Raw genomic sequence first — 21,017 nt, 5'->3', positions numbered from 1 at the left:
GCGTTCACCGCCACCCGGGGAGTTATATTTAGGCCGGTTCCCCGGCCGGACCGGCTCGCCGTGGTCGCCAGAGCCCGCCGGCGACCACGGCCAGGCACAGCAGGCAGACCCCGGCGACCGCGGTGAGCGAAGCGGCGTAGGGGGCCACCGGCAGCAGCACGGCCAGCAGGGTGGGCAGCAGGAAGCCGGAGTAGGCCAGCGCGTAGAAGACGCCGGTGAGCCCGGCCAGGTCCCGGGGCGTGGCGATCGCCTGCACGTGCGCCAGCCCCGCCACGACGGTCGTTCCGTAGGCCAGACCCAGGACCACCGCCACGGCGAGGGCGAAGACCGGTTGGCGCAGCAGGCAGGCCACCACGGCCAGGACCATGCCCAGGGACATAACCGCCAGGCCGATGGACAGCGCGCGGCCACGGGTGCGCCGGTCGATCCGGGCCACGAACGGTTGGACGAGCGCGCCGCAGCCCAGGGTCACGACGCTCAGCGCGGTCGCATAGGCCGTGGCCCACTCACCGAGCTTCGGGGCCACCACGGCCGGCATGACCGCGTACGCCACCCCGGCGGCCGCGAAGACCCACGGCGCGGCCGGCAGCACGATCCGGGTGAACCGGCGGTCGGCCACCGCCGGCACGCGCAGGTCGGTCCACCAGGGTCCGTCCACGCCCCGGGCGCCGTGGCCCGCGGCAGTGCGGGTCTCGGGGGCTGTGAGCAGGGGCAGCAGGGCCGCGGCCGCCAGGGCCAGGTGCACGGCATAGGGAGTCTGGGCCGGGGCCGGTCCCCACTGGGCGAGGCAGCCGGTGACGCCGGCGCCGATCGCGAAGCCCAGGGTCAGCGTGAGCGAGGGCCGGCGCGCCCCCGCCCCGGCCGGGGCGTGCTGGTCATACGGGGCGGTGGACAGCTCCTTAATCCAGCTACCGCCCACCGACATGGCCGCCCCGACGCCCAGGCCGGCGAGCAACCGGCCGGCGCCCAGCAGCACCAACGAGTGCAGACCCACCGCCAACAGGACGCTGCCGGCGGCCGCGGCGGCCAACCCGGTCAGCAGCACGGGCTTGCGGCCGCGACGGTCCGAGACCGCGGCCGCCACCATCAGGCCCGGGGCCAGGCCCACGACGTACAGCCCGAGCAACAGGTTGGCCTGCCACGGGGCATAGTGGCCCAGCTCCTCGTACAGGTGCAGCAGCGGGGTGAAGTGGTTACCGCCCCAAGCCAGGACGAACACCGCCGGGGCCACCCGCAACCAGCAGGCGCCACCGCTAGGCGCGGCGGGCCCGGCCGCACCCCAACGCCCGGGGTTCCTGTGGCTCACGCCAGCTCCTCCGGGAAATGGGCGGAACGCAGGTGCTCGCGCACGGCGGCGGCGAAGGCGGCGGGATCCCCGGCCTCGATGGGCCCGATCAGCGCCTCGTGCTCCGCGCGGAACAGGCGGGCGGCCGCACCCCCGCCGCTGACCGCCAGATGGGTCAGCCGGGCGAACCGCGGGCCCAGGGCCGAGGCCATCTCCGCCACCACGGCGTTGCCACCAGCCTCGATAATCCTCAAATGGAACCCGAAGTCCTCCCCGGCGAAGTCCAGCAGGTCCCCGGCGTCCAGGGCGCGTTGCTGCGCGTCCAGGCTGGCGCGCAGGGTCGCCGCCAGCGACGTCCGGTCGGCCGCGGAACCGGCCACGACCTGGACGCTGCGGATCTCCAGGGTGGCCCGCACGTCCAGCAGGTCCCGCCGTTCGGTGGGGGAGACCACCGTGACGACGCCACCCTTCTTCGGGGCCAACCGCACCAGCCCCCAGGACTGCAACTGCACCATGGCCTCCCGGGCCGGGGTGCGGCTGACACCGAAGGCCTCGACGAGTTGCGCCTCGGTCACCAGGTCCCCGGCCGCGCGCCGGCCCTCCACGATCTGCTGCGCGACCGTGGCGGCCAAGCGCAGCGCCACGGAACGGGGAGCCGGATCGTGCCACGGCAACAGGATGCGGTCGGTCATACACCCCATCGTACGTCTTGCATACATTGATGCATGCATCTGGGTGCGCTGCCCCAGCCGGTCCCAGCCGCGTCGGAACTGCCCCGGGTGGGCGCGGTGGTTTGTGGGCTTTTCGCACATGGGGATGTAACCGGTGGTGTCACTCGGGTGGGTCAGCGAAGAATTCGCCCGAGGTGGCCGCGCTGAGGCGGACCTTGAGGAAGCGGACGACAGACATTTTGGACTGCTTCCACCACTCGGACGCTTCCAACGGACCCACCGACGCCATCAAGGACCGACTCGCGCACTTGCGCGACTCCGCCCTGGGGTTCCGGACCCTCACTAACTACATCGCCCGGTCATGGCGGGAGCCCGGTGGATTCGGGCCGCGTCTACACCCTGGAGTGTGAAGAGCCTCATAAGTGGCCACGCTGGAGGGTCCGCCCTGGGGTCCGGGGATGAGTCAGGGTCGGCCGGGAACGAGCTCGACGCCGTGGTGTTCGATGGCGCGGGGACGGATCCCGAGGACCGGGTGCAGCCAGCAGCCGCCACCGCCCTTGCCGTTGAGGCAGTTCGGGCAGTAGGCGTACACGGCGCAGTCCAGCACCACGACCGGACCGGGCCGGCGCAACGCCCGGCGGGGTCGACCGGATGCAGGAAGCGGATCCACCCACACCGCGCGGGCGCCTGTCCGTGCCACCCGAGCATCGCCGAATACCTCGAGACGGGGCTCGCCGCGTTCGGCGTCGTGGGGCACCCCGCACCATCGGGGCCGGTGAAGGCCCGGGCCCGCGGGTCCCACCCGGCCGGTGTGAGTACGAGGACTTGCCCGCTCGGGGCCGGGAGGTATTTCACCAGTGAACCGATGATCGTGGGGAGCTCGATCCGCCCCATGCCATTCTCCCTTTCCGCCTGGGCCCGAGGGGGCACGCCGGGGGAAGCCTAGTCGGTGGCTCCGTCGGCGCTCAGGGCCAGGTAGCGGTACACGGTGGCCCGACTGACCCCGAGCAGCTTGCCGATCTCCGGTGGGGTGAGCCCGGCATGCCGGTACTGACCGGCTTGCCGGACCTTCTCGGCCTCGGCGGTGACGGCCGGCCGGCCGCCCCTGCGGCCTCGGGCCGCGGCGGCGGCCATACCAGCCTTGGTGCGCTCAGCCAGCTGGTCGCGTTCGAGCTGGGCGAAGGCGGACATGACGGTGAGCATGGCCTTGCCCATCGGCCCGGTGGTGGCGATCCCCTCGGTCAGGGACCTGAAGTGGACGCCCTCGGATTCGAGGTGGTCGATGAGGTCCAGCAGTTGCCGGGTGTTGCGCCCGAGCCGGTCCAGCTTCCACACCACCAGCTCGTCCCCGCGGCGGGCGTGTTCGAGCAGCTTGTCCAGCTGGGGCCGCTTGGCCTTGGTGCCGCTGACACCGTGGTCGGTGTAGACCTTAAGGCACCCTGCGTCCTTCAGTGCGCGAGTCTGCAGGTCCGCGTTCTGCTCGACCGTGCTCACGCGCGCGTATCCCAGGCTTGCCATCCAGGCCTCGTCTCATCAACTCGACAGGTTTCAGATAGTTGAGACGATAGCAAATGAGACAGGCGAACGAGACAAATGCCGCCGTAGCGGCGACGGCGAATCTCCCGGGAATCCCGGGAGGTCGGATCGACCGGCGGGTGCTGTCGAGAGACCCAGTCCGGCGTCGCATCAAAGGAAGGGTTTATGAGACACGTGCCCGCCCAGGCGTGACTACCGCCCCTCCTCGTGAGGCGGACATGACTACTAGAGCACGACGGGAGTTCTCACCTCGCCGATCTAGACGGGCAAGACCTTGTTGGATTTGGTGCGGTTGCATTTCCAGCACAGGGTCTGCAGATTCTCGGGTGTGGAGAGTCCGCCCTTTGAGACCGGAACGATGTGATCCACTTCGAGGAGGAGGTGAGGCTCTTCAATGATCGATACCGAGCAGTACCGGCAGGTGTGGTTGTCGCGTTCCTTGATGAGGCGTCGCAGTCTGGCTGTCATCAGCGCGCGCTGACCTGCGGCGCTCTTCTTGTACCGGATTTTCTCCGAAAGCGTCTCAGCGAGGGTGTCGATCATCTCGGTGTTTAACTCGATGGTCGTTCGCTGCGAGCTATTCCCACCGTCGCTGACGTACTCGAAGGTATAGACAGGATAGGGAACGCGGATGGGGGAGAGATTGACTCCTACGTGCTCCATGAATTCATCCTTGTAGTACTGCAGGATGAACTCGGGAGGCTCGAATGAAGTGGTGATACTCGCCTCGCGTTGCTTGAGGTTGCTGATCGCATTCTCGAGACGAGCTATCTCCTCGCCGAGGCCTTCTACTTCGATGAGGCGTGTTTCCTCGGCCTTGATATTGAAGTACTTCATCAGGTACTTGAGGGGATCGGCCTTGGCGCTGCGGACGATCTGCAGCGAGCAGTTATGTACGTTCGAGGAGTTGTAGTCCGCTTCGTTGCGGTCGCGGCGATATTTGTGGGTGCTCGTGTTCTCGAACTTCGCCAAGTGTGCGTGAGCTCCGGTGGAGGAGGCGCCGAGCTGGAAGGATCCTCGACTACGTATCTCGGACGTGTACTTTGCGATCTCATTGTGTTCGGCAACGAACGAAGCGAGCTCGGCTTTCTTGCTTTGAAATTCCTCGCTGGAGAAGTACCGCTCCTTGCGAATGTGTCGAATCACGCCGGGGAGTATCACCCAGGCTGCAATCAGCAAGGCGATGGGCAGGGTGACGTACCAGTACTCGATCAGGAGCGCGAACAGGGCAATAACAACCCCAATTGCGATCAGGTATGGCAACGGATTCTCCAATCAGCAGGATTTGACTTCAGAGTTGAGCCTGGACCTCGGGCACTTAGACACGAGGGTTGGGTTATGGGCGTCAGCCGGCAGGGCCTTCTGTCTGTGGCTTGCATCAGGGATCAGTGCTCGTCATTCAAGTGACGTCGGTCTGGAGATCGTCGTCGGGGTCAGTGGCCAGGGCGGTCGGCAGGGGCAGCCCGTACTTTTCGCAAAGGAATCTGGTCTGGCAGTATCTTTGGGCGTCAGCGGCCACATTGCCGAGGATCGCGGAATTCATACCGGCGCCGATGAGGACGCCCACGTAGGGCACGACCTTGGCGACGTTCTGGACCGGCACCCTAGCTCCGGCCGGTCCCAGTTGCTGCATCAACTTCTCGAGAGCAGCCAGAAGGCGGTGGTCAGCACGGAGCTTATCCGACCATCTGATCCGCCCCTTAACGGCGCCCGCAGCTCGTGCGGCATCTCGCATCGGCTTGGCTTTGGCCGCTTGCGCCATGAAGGACCGACGGACTAGTCGCTGGATGAAATCCTGCTCATCGGGGTCTTTGGCGTCGTATCCATAGGAGTAGGCGATGCGCGATGCGATCGACGTGCTCAGGACCTGGATGACGAGGACATCCGCCGTTAGCGCGAGGGGGATGCCGGCCACGGGAACCAACGCCAGTAGACCCATAGCGCCGCCTTCGAGAGCGCCGGCGGTGCGCCACGTAAGGGTGTTGCCGGTTAACAGCCGGTCGCAGACCTTGAGGTCCTGTTGCCGCAGGTCGGTGAAATCGTTGAGTTCGACGCCACGTTTGCGGGCGAGCTTCTCGACGCTCATCGGGTCGTTGAGCTCCTGGGCCCAGTCGTTGACCAGCTCGAGCAGGGACGCCGCTGCTTCGAGTGCTGGCCGCGCGGCCTTGTCAGCAACTGCGTCGCTGGCCCGGCGGATCGGTTCCAGCACTACCTCCGGTACGGCCTCCACGACCCGGCTCGTGGCATTGCTCGCGACCTCCCCGGTGCGGCTGAGTGCGGTGCTCGCCCAGTTCGGCAGTCCGCGGCGGTTATTGCGGCGTTGCCAATGCTCGTTGAGCCTGTCCCACACCTTGCCCTCATATTCGCTCATCTGGGTGGCCTCGTTGATGAGGGGGTCGGCGTAAGTACTCACTGAGGCTCCATTTCGACTGTGACCAGTGAGTTCATGATGCACTACCGGCTGAACCGCGGTTGGAGCCGCTGTCCAGAAGTCGATATCTGAAGCGGATTTTCCGGCCGTCGACGCGTCGGTTCAGGGTGTCCAGATCAGGATGTCGGCCAGACGTACGAGGGTAAGGGGCTTCCCATCCGGGGTGGTCTTGGTGGCGGCAAGGGAGGCCATCCAGGCGATGTCCTCCCACAGTGCCTTCCGGAGCTCTTCTGGTCGCTTCGTTCCGTAGAACTGATGGACTCGGGAGTCGATCAGGGGGACGATGTGCGGCCGTGAGCGACGTTCCGTAGCGACGTCAAACCCTTCGCTGCCATATTGGTCTCCTTCGTGGGTTGCAGTACTTCTAGGACTAGCTGGTGTTGGCCTCGCAACCCAGCAAGGCGCGGAGACGGTGGGCGGGCGGCGCTGCAGGGTGGGTAGATGTTAATGACCGGATGACGTGTCAGTACTCAGGGGGTCGATGAGGACTTCGGTGATCGGGCCGCCCGTGACACCGGGTTGGAGCACGAACGCGGGCCTGTATCTCGGAATGTCGTCCCTCGCGTTGTCCCATTCGTAGACGACGGTGCGCAAGGTGTTGAGATGGCGGCCGATGAGCACGGCCATCGCGTAGGGGCCGTGGAAGACGAGATGCACCTCGGCGCGTCCGCTGCTGGCCGCGAGACGCCTGATCTCTTGTGCGACGGCTGTGCTGAGGCGGGCGGCTTCTCGCGGGTCTATCCGATCTTCTCCCGAGAGCGACACCACGGCTGCCCTGCTGAAGCGACCCGGATGTTCGTGAAGCAGGCGGTCGAAGGCCGTGTGATCGGGGTTCGAGGTCAGGCTCACGAAGACGGCAACCCGGTCGCGGGTTGCGGTGCTCTGGGGCTCATCGAGATGGAGCAATTCGGTGTGGGGTTCGTGGGTCAACGGGTCGTCGCCGGAAGCAGAGGTCCATGGCTGATCGCGGACATCGACCACCTCGACGTTGCCGATCCTGGTTTCGGACAGGGCCGCTCCGAGCGCAAGGGCAATCGACAGGTGAGCTCCGCCGGTGATGCGCACGGTTTTTGCGCCGGCGGCATGCACGGCATCGCCGGTCAATGGAAGCGTTGATCGCAGGAGCTCCAGTGCAGCGCGGGAGGGGAGGCCTCCCTCGTCGGCGGCTTGGAGGCGGATGTGCAAGTCGTCGTCGTCCGCGTCGATGGCGAACGGAGCGGGCCTGCTTTGAACGCGGATCGTGAAGGTCCGGCCCTCCGTGCGGATCTCAGGTTTGCGTTGCTCGATACGGTGCATGAGCAGGTCTCGCACGATCTGGATCTCGCCGGCCGGGTCGAGCATGTTGCTCTGTTTCTTGTCGGCCAGTGTCCGGGTGGGCGCGAGTCTTAATAGCCGGTCCGGGGCGTCGTAGTCGCACTTCGAGTCGCTTTCCGATCTGGCGATGTCATTGGCGATGCAGAGGCTGAACGCGGGGTCGTCGTCGAGTTGGAGCAGGCGGGGGAGCTCGCGTTCTCGTACGATCTCGCTGTCGATGATGTCGGGCGTCACGATAAGCACGGCGGCTGAAAGGCCTTGGGTGAGGGCTTGCTCGAGGCGATCGGTCGTCGTGCCGGGGCGCAAATCGGTGTGGTCCCTCCACACGACCAGTCCGGCGGCCCGGAGCAGGTTCTGGAGCGAGTTGGCCCGGATGGTGCCATCTGTCTGCCGGTAGGAGATGAATACGGGGCCATCACCGTGAACAGCACGCTCAGGTAGCGGGCCCAGCGGCTTGAACCTGGATGGCGGCAGGGAGACTTTGGCTTCCTGGGTGGTGATGCGGCCGAAGCGTTGGCGCCGGGCGATCGACCCGAAGAATGGCCCCGGCCCGCCGGGGGCGTGAACAAGTAGCGCTATCGGATCGGAGCTGGCCTTGGCGGTTGCGCGGAGGGCTGCGATGTCGGTGGCGCTTGGCCCGGAAGGAGCGGGATGGCTGTGCCATTCGCCGATGTAACCTATCGGGTCGTCGGCTGCTCGCTGCGCCAGGAACTCGTTGAGGAGCTGGTTTGCCCTAACGTCGTCGCGAACGTAACGACGAGCCGAAGCCCCCGGCCCGTCGACGACGAGGGCATGGGTAACGGCGATGTCGGCGCCTTCGCGGTATCCCAGAAGGATCCCGCCGGTCTCCCGCGGCAGGTGTTTCGCGGTCTCGGAGGCGATGGTGTCGTGGGCGTCCTTGCGGAGCGCGATTGTTGGCGGTGGCTGGGTCACGGGTGGCTCTCTTCTGATGCGGGGTGCAGGGACCGTGTTTCCCCGGCGGGGTGGAGGGGACGGTCCACGAGGAGTCCGATGGCGTGGCGGGCCGTGGCTGCGGCTGCCTCGATCACTGCGTGGGGAGGGGTGGGGGAGAGGGGAGCCCCGCAGCCTGCCTCGAAGAGTTCCGGCGCCTGTCTGTCGGCGTCGATCGTCGAGGGCGGGAGGATGGCGGCTCCGTCGATCGGTGGGAGGACATCGATGCGGTAGGTGGCGCCGTCGTTCTGGAGCGCCGCGGAGAGCAGCCGCGTTCCCAGCGAGGCCGCGGTGACGTGGAGGAGGGCGGTGGTGGCGAAGTCGGCGGTGGCGTTCACCACGAGGTCGTGGTTCCTGAGGAGGTCAACGGCGTCGGCGCTTGAGGTGAGCGTCACTTCGCGTACCTCGATTCCGCGGGCCGGGACCCCGTTGCGTGTGACGAGGTGCCGCTTGACCGCTTCGACCTTCGACAGGCCCACGGCCTCCGGGCCGACGAGATGGCGGACGAGATTCCCGGGCATGACGACATCGTCATCAACAAGGGTGAGGTGATGGACGCCGGAACGCGCGAGCGTGTCGGCGATGAACGAGCCCAGGGCGCCGGCACCGACGATCCCGACACGGCACCTCCGCAGTTCCGGCGCCAGGAGGCCTCTGCGAGCAGACCTGGCCGCCTCGGTATCCGCGCCCGAACGCAGACGGGCGACCGTGAAACCGCCATCCCCTCTCGGCCTGACCTCCAGCACGATGACCCCATCCTGGGCGCCGCGCCGATACATCAGCACCACGATGGCGACCGCCCGTTGGTGAATCTGGCGGTCCAGGTTCATACCGGGGTCGATCCGCGAGGAGATGTCATCCCACGTTCGCGGCGGCACGACGACGTCGCCGAGGTCTGCCACGTATCCGAAACGGTCCTTACTGTGCTTGGAGGTCTTCGGCGGACGGGTACCGCGGCTCATCCGCATCGTGTCGTTGGTGGACGGACGGAAGCGCACGAAGCAGTTGCGGTACGGGGCGAGGTCCCCGTAGAGGTACAGGCGCCTGTCAGTAGAAAGCTCGAAGTACCGGTCGAGATCCAGGTCAGGACGGTCCTCGGGCCAGCCGGCATGCGCTTGCTCGAACCATGCGGTGACGTGCTCCAGGAACGCGGCGGCGTCCACCCACCACATTCCGTCTCGGTCGTCCTCGGCGACCAGGCACAGGGAACCATTCAACTCGCGATGCCACGACCACGGCACTGCATCCTGAACGACCGGCGTGACCCGGGGTAGCTGGAAAGGGAAACGGGGTCGCAGGTCGATCAAAACTTCAGTCGCGCCACCGGAGTGCAAGACCGGCCCTCGCCATGCCGTGTCCGTCTCGACGAAACCGGCGCGGATCAGGCCCTCTTCGAAGTGTTGTCGTGAGTAGGCGACGTGGTCGTCGTACCCGCTCAGGCTCACCCGAAGGTCCGCTTCCCTGCGGGCACGACGCGCGCCCCGGCGGAGAGTACGGATGCGCGCTTGGTGCCGTCCTCGTTGAACCCGGGGGGCATCGGGAAGACGGTCTCACCGTCGCCGTTCTTGCCCAGCAGCTTTCGGAATGCCAGGGCGGCTTGGCCTTCGTCCTCCTCGTCGAGCGCTTCTCTCGCGGTGGTGGCGGCGTCCGCGAAGCGGGTGCGGGCGGCATCCAGCTCCTCGTCGGTGGCGCGAATGCGGATGGTGTTGCCAGGCAGCGTGGGGTCATTGACTCCAACGCCGTTGGTCACGAAGTCGTTGACAATCTTGCTGATCTCCCGGAGCGCGGAGACGTAGTACTCCGCGTGGTCAGTACCCGAAACGGCCCCGCTCCTGAACGCCTGGTAGGTCGCCATCTCGATGAAGAATCCGCCTGGCTTTTTCGAGCCGAGCAGGGCGCGGCGCGTCTGACGGAGCAGCTTAACGGTCGGCACGTAGTAGTCGTCATGAGCGGCGTTCATCTGGCTCGAGAGCGTGGTCAGTTCCTCCGGGTTGGTGCGCACCCACTGGTCCTCGTTGCCCTTCTGCGGGATTTCCCACGACCCGTCGTCACCGGATGGCCGGGCAGGCACCGCGTCGACGTAGAGGTCGTACTCCGGGAAGGAGATTTGAAGGCTCCGGTCCTGGCGCTTGGTGCGTCGGTGTCCGTCGGCGTCGGAGCCGAACTCCGCATGCAGCACCTTGAAAAACCGGTCCAGGATGTCTTGGGACGTGACATCGCTCGGGACGTCGGGGAGGCGGACGAAGACATCCACGTCCTTGATGCGCTTGATCGAGACATTGCGCTTGTAGGAGCCAATCAGCACCGGGCTGGCGCCATACTCCAGGAGCTTCGAGTCCGCTTCCAGGACGTCGCGCACCAGCCGGTGGGCCTCCTGCGCGTTGGCCTTGTCCTTGCTGGGCTCGATGGAGCTCAGTGCATCCTTGAACTGCTGTCTCAAATAAGCCATCGGGCCCTCCACTCTGGCGCTGACTAGGTCGAATCTCTAAGACTGCTGCACGCCACGGACAACTTAAGGCGGGCCCTGACGAAACGGTGACGCAAGGACGTTAATTGGGGTGGTGCTTCACAGACGTATGCGCTGTTGCCGGCATTCGCGGACGGGCTCGGAGAGAGCGCAGGCATGGGTCGGACGCTACGCGTCACCAGGGGTGGAGGGATCGTGCTCGAGGGCTGCGGCGATGGCGGCCGGTGAGGGAAGCGCCGACTGTTCTTCGACCGGCAGTGCCTCGTAGGTGTAGGACGCCACGGCCAGGGGCTGGGCCGAGCCGTCCAGGGCGTAGCGCACGGTGCGTTCGTTCCGAGAGCCACAGACGAGGATCCCGACGGTGGCCGTCTGCCGGGGCAGCCGGAGCATGTCATCGACGGCCGCGACGTAGAAGTTCAGCTGGCCCAGGTGCTCAGGCTTAAACTTGCCGGCCTTCAGCTCGACCACGACGTAGCGGTCGGAGGGGATGTGGAAGAGCAGCAGGTCGATGAAGAAGTCATCGCCGTCGACGTCCAGGTGGTATTGCCGGCCGACGAAGGCGAAGCCGGGTCCGAACTCGGCCAGCGTTTGGGCCATGCGCAGCGTCATGGCCTCCTCGATGGCATGCTCCTGGGCTTCTTCGGTCAGCCCGAGGAAGTCGAGGACCAGCGGGTCCTTGGCAATGGCCCGGGCCAGGTCGGTGCCCTCCCCGGGGAGTCTGGCCTCGAGGTTGTTCGGGGCAGCGCCGCTGCGGGTGTGGAGACCGGTGAGGATTTGGTGTTCGAGCACGGACACCGACCAGCCATGTTGGACGGCCCTGGAGGCGTACCAGACCCTGAGTTGGTGGTCGTCGAGCTTGTTCAGCAGGGCGACGTTGTGGCTCCAGCTCAATTGTCCAGACGGTGTCTGGACAATTGGTTCCGGGCCGTTCCAGGCTTGGGCGAAGGCCCGCATGTTGTACAGATTGGTCCGGGAGAATCCCTTCATGTGGGGGAACTCGTTCCGCAAGTCCTGCGCCAACCGCTCCAGTACCTTGCTACCCCACGGCTCGCTACTCTGCCGGTCCGCAATGGTGCGCCCAATGTTCCAGTAGAGCTCGATCATGGCGGTGTTCACCGCGCGCTGCGCCCGGTACTGGGCGTTCCCCACGAGGTCCTTCAGCGCGGTGAGGGTCGCGGCGTAATCGCCTGGCAGGTCCGGCTCCAATGAGGTCATGCCTCCACCCTAGGGGTGGGCTCCCGGTCCCAATTGTTCAGACGCCGTCTGGACGATTGGGACGCCTGGACCGGCTGGATCCTGCCGCGGGCGCCACAACGTCAGCTGTCGTATGCGCCGTTATCGGCGTTTGAGCGCTGACACCACGGGCCACTTGCCCCTTGTCAGAGCCTTGACGCGATCCGTATGCTCTTCGGTACACCCCAGGAACAACAGGATGGCGGGTATGGGACACTACACGGCAAGCAAGAGCCGCAATCAGGGACGCGAGGCCTGGACGGTGATCTTCCGTCACCCCGCTCGCCTGGACCTTGCCACCGGGAAAACGGGTCGCCGTATCCGGCGCGGCCTGGGCACCTCGGACGAGGCGGTGGCCACACAGCTGGTTGACCAGCTCAACGAGATCCTTCGCACTCCCGCACTGTGGGAGGCGACCGCCCGCACGAACGCGCTGAGCCGTTTTGATTCGCGTGTTGTGGAGATCTTCTACGAGGGCCTCGAAACGTCCCAGGTGAACTTCGTAGAGCTGCGCGACAAGTTACTGCCGCTACCGGGTTCAGAAGATGGCTACCGGACCGTGCTGATGCTGGGGACTACCGGCGCAGGCAAGACAACGGTGGTACGTCAGGTCCTCGGTACCGACCCTGCCACGGAACGCTTCCCGTCTACGTCGACTGCTAAAACCACGGTGGCCGACACCGAGCTAATCACGGCCGAGGATGGCCCCTACCGCGCGGTCGTCACCTTTGTCCCACGCGACGAGGTCATCGACTACCTCACGGAGAACGTGTCAGAGGCCGCGCTGGCCGTCTTCCGGAAGCGCCCGGACGACGAAATCCGCCGCCGGCTACTCGACCATGTGAACCAACGCTTTCGCTTCAGCTACGTGCTTGGTCGAGGTTCGGCCGCGACCGACGAGGCAGAGTTCGTCGACGACGACGAGCTCGACGACATTGACCCCACCGAGTACGGCTCCGTGGACCTGGCAGCAACCGTGGCCGTCATCACTGACGCCGTCGAGGGGGTAAAGGCCGTCGTAGCGCGCCACACCGATGCCATCATCGAGGCATTCACGGACGTTGAGGAGGACGAACGAGTCCTGGAAGAACTGATCGAGGAGAACCTGGACAGCGACCTTCGCCAGTCCGATGAGTTCCACGAAATTGTGGATTCGCTGATCGATGAGATCGAAAAGCGATTTGCAACCCTCGACACCGGAGAGCTTCGGCGGAACCGCCAGGGCTGGCCGACCACGTGGACATGGGAGTGCGATGATCGAGCTGCCTTTATCAAGGTGGTCACCCGTTTTTCCAGCAACTTCGCACCACTGTTCGGGCGACTCCTCACGCCGCTCGTCAACGGCATCCGCGTGATGGGACCCTTCCAGCCGCCCTGGGCGTCCGAACCCGTACGCCTCGTGCTCGTTGACGGAGAGGGGCTGGGACACACGCCGAAGTCGGTGGCCACACTCTCCACGCACGTCGCGAATCAGTTGCAAGAAGTCGACGCAGTTGTTCTTGTGGACAATGCCGCTCAGCCCATGCAGGCCGCTCCGGTGGCCGCACTCAAGGGCATCGCTGTCTCCGGCAACGCCAACAAGCTGCACTTCTGTTTCACACACTTCGACCAGGTCAAGGGTCCCAACTTGCCGACCTTCCCAGACCGAGAGCAGCACGTGCTGGCGTCCGTCGAGAACGTCTTCAAAGCGATCGGTGATGAGCTCGGACCGGCTGCCGAGCGGGTGCTGCGTCGACGCCTCGACCAGGCCGGCTTCTTCGTCGGAGGCATCCAAGACCAACTTGACGCCAAGAAGCGAACCGGGTCCCGGACTATCGAGCAGTTGGATAAGCTGCTCCAGTTGCTGACCCACCCTGAGCGGGCCACCGAAGCAGGACCGTCACGTCCAGTCTTCAACAAGATGAACCTTTCCTTGGCCGTCACGGAGGCCGCAAAGACCTTCCACGTACGCTGGCGCGGTCTCCTGGGCCTGGAGAACAACCCGGAGGCTCCAAAAGAGCACTGGACGCGAGTGAAGGCGCTAAGCCGGCGACTAGCAGAGGGGTGGAACGACGAGTATGACAACCTCAAGCCGGTTGCCGATCTCCGTTACCACCTACAGATGCAGGTCTACCTGATGCTGCAACGTCCCGAACGCTGGTCGGCCGGCGAACCGGACGAAGACCAGAAGCAGGCAACCCTCGACGCGCTGTCGAACGCCGTCACCAACCGTCTCGTGGAGCTGACCCAGCGACGCCTACGCGATGAAGTCCGACGTGGCTGGCTCGAGGCCTATCTGCAAAAGGGACCCGGCTCTACCTTTGAGCGCGCTCGAATCATCGCCAACGAGGTATACGACCGGGGCGCGCCCATCCCAACAGTCAGCGCTTCGCCGGACCAAAACCGCTTCCTACGGGACGTTGCCGCCGCCGTGAATGAGGTTGTTCGAGAACTCCAGGGCGACCTCGAATAACCCAATCCGTCACGGCTTAGGAGACACCCCTGCCCCGCATAGCGCCCGCTGAAATAGGCCCATTGAAAAGCAATTAGAAGATCATCTCGCCCTACATGCCGGGAAACGTGCCGTCGTCGAATAGCGAAGCATTTTCGGTCGCCTGCGTTTTCCGTGTCTTTGGTGGCTGCCGGAGCGAGGCAGGGGCACTTGGGAGCTCTTCGGCGGCAAGGAGGGGGCCGGCGATGATTTCATCCAGGATGTCGACGCCGGTAGGAATCATCTCCAAGGTTTCCTTGAGGACAGTGACAATCTCTACAAGTTCGGTGCTCCATTCTGACGACCACGCTGTCGGACGGAGCTGGTCGAGAGGAGAACTACTTGAAGCGGCACGGCCTGCCGGCTTGGTCATGCGGTAGCCCAGCCACTTGGGAATGACCTCCATGCCACTGACCTCGAACGTCCAGGCTGCTGGAGGCACACCTACCAATGTGCCGTCGGCCACTCGTAGAGTCTCGGTGTTTTCGTCATAGGCGATGTCAGACCTGGTATCGGGCAAGCGCGTTGGTTCTGCCGTCCACTCGATCCCCACCGTCGGTAGCTTTCCTGTACCGAACCGCTCACCGAATGTTTGCAGCCAGATCAGTCGTGAGCCGTGCTGCTCCATGCGGGTGAATATTTCGGGATCAGCAGTGATCGGGACTCTCGGGCCGGCGGTCTCTAACGCCTCGTGGAAGCGGGTGGTGTAGTCGGTGCCTGCTAGGACGCCGAAGGTGTAGGCGAAGAGTCGCTCGATGGTGACGGTGTCCGCGTTCTTGTTGGTTTCCCTATGTCGCTCCGTCAAGACAGAGAGCAGCCTTGGATCGACGTTGGGTGTGCCGTTGGAATCGCGGTAAAGCGGAATGACATCCTTGCCGCCGTATGAACCTCTGAAGTGGTGCTTGTCGGGGACTGCGGTCGTCAGCGTTGCTGCGGGACCGCTGCCGAGACTGGTTGTCGTCATCGTCGTAAGGAAGACCTGCTTGTCGGACAGGGAGGCCCAGAGCGCGGGGCGCTCCAGTGCAATCAAGCGCGGGTCGCTAAATATCCACTGACGGTCAAATGACCTCATACCGAAGCGCACGATCGGCCGGTGGGATTCGTGTGCGTCAAGTTGGGCCAGTGGAACGAGACCGGGGACCTTTGTGGTGATCCGCCGACCTGTACTTGGGGTTACGTAGTAGTGGGCTCGTTCGTCTGGAGTTTTCGTGGCGACGAACGCCTTCCAACGCTCAGTTAACGTGGCGCGGTCTGGAGCAGCAGGCCACGTTCGATTGATCATCATGCCCGGTTGCTGCAGTGGGAAGAGGTCCACGATCCTTGGGTATGCCGCCCAATCTGCGCCCCCTGAATCAGGGATGAATGGCGCGTGCCAATCGGAGCTCGCTTCGACTGTGGTGAGCTTGATCCGACCTGAGGCCAAGTCCGTGAGGGCGGCTAGTTTCTCTGCTCGGATTCCCCTGTAACTCGCATACCGAACAGCAGCAGGCTTTCGGCGGTCGCCATTGGCGCGACGGATCAGTGTCACTATGGCAACCGGCGATTCGATATTGAAGACGTTTTCGTCCTTGCGAGTGCCCTTGTTGTCGCCGTGCAGGTTCACGACGACGATCTCGTCTGCCACCTCGCGGGCGAGGCGCCGCAGCCCAAGGAAACCCGGGCCATCAAGCCATGATGACGCGGTGATCATCGAGACAACGGCCGGGCCGGAATTCTCCTCGAAGACCTTCCAGATGGCCCAGCGCCAGAAGTAGACGTACAGGTTGTAGACGCTGGCGTGGGCGCTGAAGATGACGTGCTTCTTCGCGTCGTCAAAGATGTCGTCGAACAGTGAGCGCGACGTGCCGTCCTGCAGCGCCGTGATGTGGCCCCCAGTGCCGGTGCTCTCGACGCGGTCATACGGCGGGTTGCCGATTAGTACGTTGTGGTTCCATTCATATTTGACCTCGTCGGCATGAGCGCCTTCAGTGCTGATTGGGTCAGCTAGTTCCGCGATGACGTGATCGTGCTTCGCGCCGAGAGTGTCACCGAGGTAGATCGGCAGGCGGGCTTTCTCTCGGAGCGATTCGGAGATATCGAGCGAAACTTTGAGGTGGCTGACGGCGTACGAGGCCAGTGAGATCTCGCAAGCTGACGCGTGCGCAAGGGCGGCGGCCTCGCCAGCCTCGCCAGCGTTGCGGCGGGCTTGACGAAGCCACTCGACGAGGAAGGTTCCCGTGCCATTGGCAGGATCGAACATGGAAACCACGGGGTCATGAGGCTTTGCGCGCTTGGGGATGTCGATCTCGGGGTATGTCTCGACATACTCAGCCCACGTCGTCGAGTCGGCCACACCTAGCGGCAGGCCGAATGATTTGAGGGCGTCGTCGACCGTCTTAATTATGTAGCGGACGACAGGGAGCGGGGTGTAGAAGGCGCCCAGGTCGCGGCGCTGATCAGGATCGTATTGGGCGAGGAACTCTTCGTAGAAGTAGACCACTGGATCGTCGCGCTGATTGTCGGCACCGAAGTCGGCGAGCAGTTCGTCGACGTCGGTCGCGGCTAGCTCTTCGGCAAGCTCATTGAGGCCCAACTCGTCCACGTCGATGATTCCGTCTGAGTCGTTGCGGAAGCGTGAGTAGATAGCATCGAGGAACTCGTTGTCGAATTTTAGTGCCGAGACGGATTGCTCTACCTTGAACTCCTCAGGATGTGCGATTCGCGCGGTGAGAAGTCCGTAGACCATGGTTTGGGCGTAGACGTCGGCGAAACGTTCCGGTGTCAGGTCTCCCAGTAACTGGTTTCGGACATCGTCGAAGAGCGCTCGGATCGGTCCCTCGTCAGTTTCCACCTCGTAGAGCGCGCGGACCTCGTCCCGCACGTCTTGGGCGACTTCGGCCATTCTTCGCGAGAGCGTGGCTGCAGATTTGATGCCCTCGCGGTAGCCGTGGAAGCCCTTCCCGTAGGACGGGTCGATGACGATTTTGGGTCCTTCGACAGGGGACCACAACAAATCTGGGATGCCGCGTCGTACCAGCAGATCGAGGCGGGCGTTCGTGAGCTGGGCGTTCCAGGAGAGGACTCGAAGCACACGTTTGCCGTCCTTCTCGCGGAAGTTAACGACGTGCAGCAGCTTGTCTTGCCCCGCGGAGAGGCAGAAGAAAAGCAGGTCGTTGAGGGACCACTGCGCGTGGGTGCCGCTGCCTTTGCGGGCCCGCTCGTTCTTGACGAGCCTCTGGACGAGCCGACGGATGGCGCCAACAGGAAGGCGTCCGCCCTCAAAGTCAAGTACAAAGACCCCAAAGTTTTGGTTCGTCGTCAGTGGGGGGATTTGTGAGATCTGTTTGAGCTTGGCGACTTTTTCCGGGTCGAGGTGTAGCTCTTCGGGTTCCCACTCGAGTTGGATGTCACCCCATGAAAGGTCGTCAGGGATGGGCCAGTCGAGTCCATTGAGCAACAGGTCGAGTAGATGGTCGGCCGACTTGGGAGCAGCTTGGATCAGCCTTCGGATGTGATCTTTGTTGGCGTTCATCGAACCTCCACCCAGCAGATCGTCTTCGGCGTCGGGGCATCAAGCGGCAACTGGGTCTCCTTGCGCAGACGTTTGGTTTCGTCACGCTCGAATTCGCGCAACGATGCCTGGAGGCTGGACCGATCGCTGAACCCCGCGGCCTGGTCTGTTGGCTCGGCCGAGATCGCGGTATCGATGGCGTGCAGGGCTCTCTCAACCCCGTGGGGGGTACGCAGTGCCCACTCGACCTCACCCGGTTCCAAGGTCCACTTGGGGTCGGCGTCATCATCGATCTTGGTCAGGATTGGGACACGTCGGCAGGTGAACACACCAGACGGCTTACCTGATGTCGCAGCCGAGATGCCTTCGGGCAATCGCTCGACGAGGTCCTCCAGACCCGGGTTATCCTTGGCGAGCTGGAGCCACTTGAGGCGGAGTTCTTCAATCGGGGCAATGTCGCCGTTGTACTCGTCTTTAAAGGCTTGGAACACTTTGACGTCGTCGAAGATGTCGGACTCGTCAAATAGCTTGCCGCCGGGGATGCCGAGGGTGGTCGAGATCATTAGGGTCTTGTTCTGCACGCGGTTGTACAGGGCGAGCAGAACCTCGATCTCGGCTGGCGGCACGAAGTTCCGTATCTGGATGTGTCCGCGGGACTTTTTGGCGGACGGTTTCTCCTTGATGAGCTCGGCCTCAATGGCAGGGTTCATGCGGCGGTCAACGCGGCCGATGCGCTGCATGAGGCGCACAGGATTCCAGTGAATGTCGTAATTAACGAGCAGCGTGCCGTCCTGAAGGTTCACCCCCTCGCTCAGCACATCCGTCGAGATAAGCACACGCAACGGCGAGTGCTTCTTGCGGTCTTCTGCCGACACTTTGTTGTAGAAGGGCGCGAAACGCTTAATCATCGTATAGCGGTCATTGCCGCGGGTGCCATCGATTCGGTCGACGTCGGTGAGGCCGTCGCTCCTCAATCTATCTTCGAGGTAGCGAGCGGTGTCAGCGAACTCTGTGAAAACGATGACCTTGTCGGTCCGGAACTCCGGCGTGAATACCGACTTGTCTAGCGTCTTCTTCCCTTCCTTGGAAGGCCCATGCAGGAGGTCACGGAGGCGGAGGTACTTGTCGTCGTATCCGGCTCCGTTAAGGATCAAATCCATGAATCGCTTTAACTGGTCGAGGTCTTCGAACGCGGAGTCGAGCATCTCCTCAAATTTGTAGTCTCCGCCGACCAGGTTGTATTCCAGCTCATTGAGCTCCTCTTCAGTGAGGTCTTCCGCGTGCCAGACCTCGTCGAGGTTGGAGCGGTACCGGTCGTGGATGGCCTTCAGCGTGGACTCGTTGTGGGCTCGCCAGTCGGCCAGCCTGCTCATCTGAGCGGGATCGATCTTGGTATTGACATCGAGCCAGTGCAGTACCTTGGCCGAGAGGTCAAGGCACGAGCCGGCGAACGCGGCGAGGCTGGACTCAAACCGCTTGAGGAAGATCGTGCGAATCAGGGCAACGACCTGGCGTTGCCGATTCTCCGCTACCGTGTCGACGTCCTCACTATTCGAGAAGGCCAGAGGGTAGTACATGGGCAGAACGAAGAGGGGGGTGGCACGGCTAAAGGCATTCTGCATCTCGGTGAAAAGAGGGGAGTAGAGTGCTCCGAAGTCATACTCCACCACACGCGGTACTTGGGTATCGGGGAAGATTACGTCGGAGCCGCCAGCAACCTTTGAACTTTCTACGGCGTACTTGCGGCTGTTCTGGTGGATGATTGATTGAAACAGCTTGTCCTTAGCCATCAGCGTAGTAATGGCAGCGTGGTCCGGGATGCTGCTCCTGAACGGTTTCTCGAGCTCTACGGTGTACTTTCGCAGGCTGTTGATGCCGATGCTCGCAAAGTGGTCATCCGCGTCGACGCCGGTGAATAGCTCAGCCTGATGGACGAGGTCGAAGAAGGTGTTGTTGATCGGCGTGGCCGTGAGTAGGTAGACGGTCTTGTCCTTGCAGATCTCCTGCATGCGCCACCAGCGGGACCCCCACGGGTTGTCCTCGGTAGGGGCTTTGCCGTGGTTCCGAAAGTTGTGCGCCTCGTCGATGATGATCACGTCGGCGCGTTTCGCCAAGTGCTCGATCTCCTCGGCGCCTTTGTTGGTCGTAAGGTCCGTGTGCGCACGCAATAGCACGTTCGAGAACTGGCCGAACAGCTCGGGCAGCCTCTCCTTCAGCTCGGGGTTCCAGACCGCGTCTTGACCCGTCTTGGTTGCCATGATCAGTACGTTCTTGCGGTGCCGCACGGCGTAGTACTCGGTGAGCATCAAACCGACGAACGTCTTGCCGAGACCGACGCCGTCGGTGAGGAAGCCGCCATTCCATCGCCGCGACATTTCGATCAGTGCGTGAAACGCCTCCTGCTGGTAGGGCGCGAGCATTGGGTAGATGACCGACTCCGACTCTTCCCAGCTCTTGTCTGTGGAGTCGATATTGGCGGTTAGGGCGTGGAGAGCCTTGGCATATACCTCAAACGGTGTGAAAGCACGGGCATTGTGCTCCAGCACCGCAAGAAGGTCCTCATTGACCGGCGTTGCCTCCTCCCAGTGCTTCTCATACCAGGCCTGAAGGTCGACGACTTCCGGCCCCTGGAACTTCACATTTAGCTCGATGTTCTGCGTCAGACCGGGGCGGGTGAAGTTAGACGATCCAACCAGCGCGGCAGAGCCGACCACTTTCAGCTTGCCGTGGGTGATATAGGCCTTGGCATGGAACTTCTTCGGCTTATAGACGCGAATCTCGATTTTGTTCCTGCGAATCCCGTCGACGACCGCCTCGATTCCAGTCAGGAATGAATCGCCGGTCTGGCGCTCGACCGCGATCGAGGTGTCCAGTGCCGTCGCGATTGCGTCGGCGGTCGTGCGGCTCGTCTCGCCGCCGATGAGCAATCGGATCTTGTCGACCTTTTGCCACGCACCGTCGAGGGCGAGGAACGCCCCGATCTCAAAGTGGCCGGTGGCGATGTCGATAGCTGTACTGATGTCGCACCATTCTCGGACGTACTCGAGTGCCTTCCAGTCCTCAGCGGTGTTGTCGACGATGAATTGCTCTGGTGTCGCCACGTGCTTCCTTCTATTCGCTTCCTGCGTTTGAACTCTACGAGGGAAGTCGAGCGTGAGTTCCCGACTAG

General features: G+C 63.6%; 13 protein-coding genes and 1 pseudogene. 2 read left to right on the top strand and 12 right to left on the bottom strand.

From position 1 onward, the window contains the following. Window positions 1–28 precede the first annotated feature (28 nt). Both GGQ69_RS12080 and GGQ69_RS12075 read right to left on the bottom strand, forming a co-directional pair. Complete coding sequence (locus GGQ69_RS12080; RefSeq protein ID WP_370577175.1) at window positions 29–1,306, bottom strand: MFS transporter; 1,278 nt, start codon at window positions 1,304–1,306, stop codon at window positions 29–31. Next, window positions 1,303–1,977 (bottom strand): GntR family transcriptional regulator, encoded by a 675-nt coding sequence (locus tag GGQ69_RS12075; RefSeq protein WP_183528885.1) that lies wholly within the window; start codon window positions 1,975–1,977, stop codon window positions 1,303–1,305. The genes GGQ69_RS12080 and GGQ69_RS12075 overlap by 4 nt, the downstream gene beginning before the upstream one ends. A 143-nt stretch (window positions 1,978–2,120) precedes the next feature. Here GGQ69_RS12075 and GGQ69_RS16265 point away from each other — a divergent pair. Then, window positions 2,121–2,366: pseudogene (locus GGQ69_RS16265) on the top strand (transposase); the annotation flags it as partial. 53 nt (window positions 2,367–2,419) lie between these two features. Here the strand turns inward: GGQ69_RS16265 and GGQ69_RS12065 are convergent. The 8 genes from GGQ69_RS12065 to GGQ69_RS12030 form a co-directional block, all read right to left on the bottom strand. After that, entirely contained in the window at window positions 2,420–2,713 is a 294-nt protein-coding gene (locus GGQ69_RS12065) for a hypothetical protein (protein ID WP_183528883.1), read from the bottom strand. A gap of 185 nt (window positions 2,714–2,898) precedes the next feature. Beyond that, the gene (locus GGQ69_RS12060) at window positions 2,899–3,474 is read right to left on the bottom strand and encodes a recombinase family protein (protein WP_183528881.1); all 576 of its coding nucleotides are present in this window, start codon (window positions 3,472–3,474) and stop codon (window positions 2,899–2,901) included. 276 nt (window positions 3,475–3,750) lie between these two features. After that, window positions 3,751–4,755 carry an HNH endonuclease gene (locus GGQ69_RS12055; RefSeq protein WP_183528879.1) on the bottom strand — a complete coding sequence of 335 codons (1,005 nt, stop codon included), beginning with the start codon at window positions 4,753–4,755 and terminating at the stop codon, window positions 3,751–3,753. Window positions 4,756–4,891: 136 nt separating this feature from the next. Continuing rightward, a complete protein-coding gene (locus tag GGQ69_RS12050; RefSeq protein WP_370577174.1) occupies window positions 4,892–5,905 on the bottom strand; it encodes an EcsC family protein in 1,014 nt (337 codons plus the stop codon). Between the two features lie 462 nt (window positions 5,906–6,367). After that, window positions 6,368–8,170: an SAVED domain-containing protein gene (locus GGQ69_RS16895; protein ID WP_183528877.1), complete on the bottom strand. Its 1,803-nt coding sequence runs from the start codon at window positions 8,168–8,170 to the stop codon at window positions 6,368–6,370. Further along, a complete protein-coding gene (locus GGQ69_RS12040) occupies window positions 8,167–9,633 on the bottom strand; it encodes a ThiF family adenylyltransferase (RefSeq protein WP_183528875.1) in 1,467 nt (488 codons plus the stop codon). The genes GGQ69_RS16895 and GGQ69_RS12040 overlap by 4 nt, the downstream gene beginning before the upstream one ends. Then, window positions 9,630–10,637, bottom strand: coding sequence for a nucleotidyltransferase (locus tag GGQ69_RS12035; RefSeq protein WP_183528873.1), 1,008 nt, complete (start codon window positions 10,635–10,637; stop codon window positions 9,630–9,632). The genes GGQ69_RS12040 and GGQ69_RS12035 overlap by 4 nt, the downstream gene beginning before the upstream one ends. A 186-nt stretch (window positions 10,638–10,823) precedes the next feature. Beyond that, window positions 10,824–11,870 carry a YhcG family protein gene (locus GGQ69_RS12030; protein ID WP_183528871.1) on the bottom strand — a complete coding sequence of 349 codons (1,047 nt, stop codon included), beginning with the start codon at window positions 11,868–11,870 and terminating at the stop codon, window positions 10,824–10,826. 226 nt (window positions 11,871–12,096) lie between these two features. Here GGQ69_RS12030 and GGQ69_RS12025 point away from each other — a divergent pair, with 226 nt between their 5' ends. Continuing rightward, the gene (locus tag GGQ69_RS12025) at window positions 12,097–14,340 is read left to right on the top strand and encodes a hypothetical protein (RefSeq protein ID WP_183528869.1); all 2,244 of its coding nucleotides are present in this window, start codon (window positions 12,097–12,099) and stop codon (window positions 14,338–14,340) included. 91 nt (window positions 14,341–14,431) lie between these two features. On the opposite strand, the gene GGQ69_RS12020 is transcribed toward GGQ69_RS12025, so the two are convergent. Further along, a complete protein-coding gene (locus tag GGQ69_RS12020; RefSeq protein WP_183528867.1) occupies window positions 14,432–17,869 on the bottom strand; it encodes a type ISP restriction/modification enzyme in 3,438 nt (1,145 codons plus the stop codon). Continuing rightward, on the bottom strand, window positions 17,866–20,949 hold the full coding sequence (locus GGQ69_RS12015) for a helicase-related protein (RefSeq protein ID WP_183528864.1): 3,084 nt from the start codon (window positions 20,947–20,949) through the stop codon (window positions 17,866–17,868). The genes GGQ69_RS12020 and GGQ69_RS12015 overlap by 4 nt, the downstream gene beginning before the upstream one ends. Window positions 20,950–21,017: the final 68 nt, after the last annotated feature.

This window comes from Micrococcus sp. TA1 (assembly GCF_014199555.1).
GTDB lineage: Bacteria > Actinomycetota > Actinomycetes > Actinomycetales > Micrococcaceae > Citricoccus.
Note: the sequence above shows the minus strand (reverse complement) of the source record. Positions and strands in the feature narration are given on the sequence as shown.

Bases quoted from the DNA above. Each gene is read 5' to 3' on its own strand.
- GGQ69_RS12075 (WP_183528885.1), bottom strand. From the start codon at position 1,977: ATGACCGACCGCATCCTGTTGCCGTGGCACGATCCGGCTCCCCGTTCC.
- GGQ69_RS12060 (WP_183528881.1), bottom strand. From the start codon at position 3,474: ATGGCAAGCCTGGGATACGCGCGCGTGAGCACGGTCGAGCAGAACGCG.
- GGQ69_RS12035 (WP_183528873.1), bottom strand. From the start codon at position 10,637: ATGGCTTATTTGAGACAGCAGTTCAAGGATGCACTGAGCTCCATCGAG.
- GGQ69_RS12030 (WP_183528871.1), bottom strand. From the start codon at position 11,870: ATGACCTCATTGGAGCCGGACCTGCCAGGCGATTACGCCGCGACCCTC.
- GGQ69_RS12025 (WP_183528869.1), top strand. From the start codon at position 12,097: ATGGGACACTACACGGCAAGCAAGAGCCGCAATCAGGGACGCGAGGCC.
- GGQ69_RS12020 (WP_183528867.1), bottom strand. From the start codon at position 17,869: ATGAACGCCAACAAAGATCACATCCGAAGGCTGATCCAAGCTGCTCCC.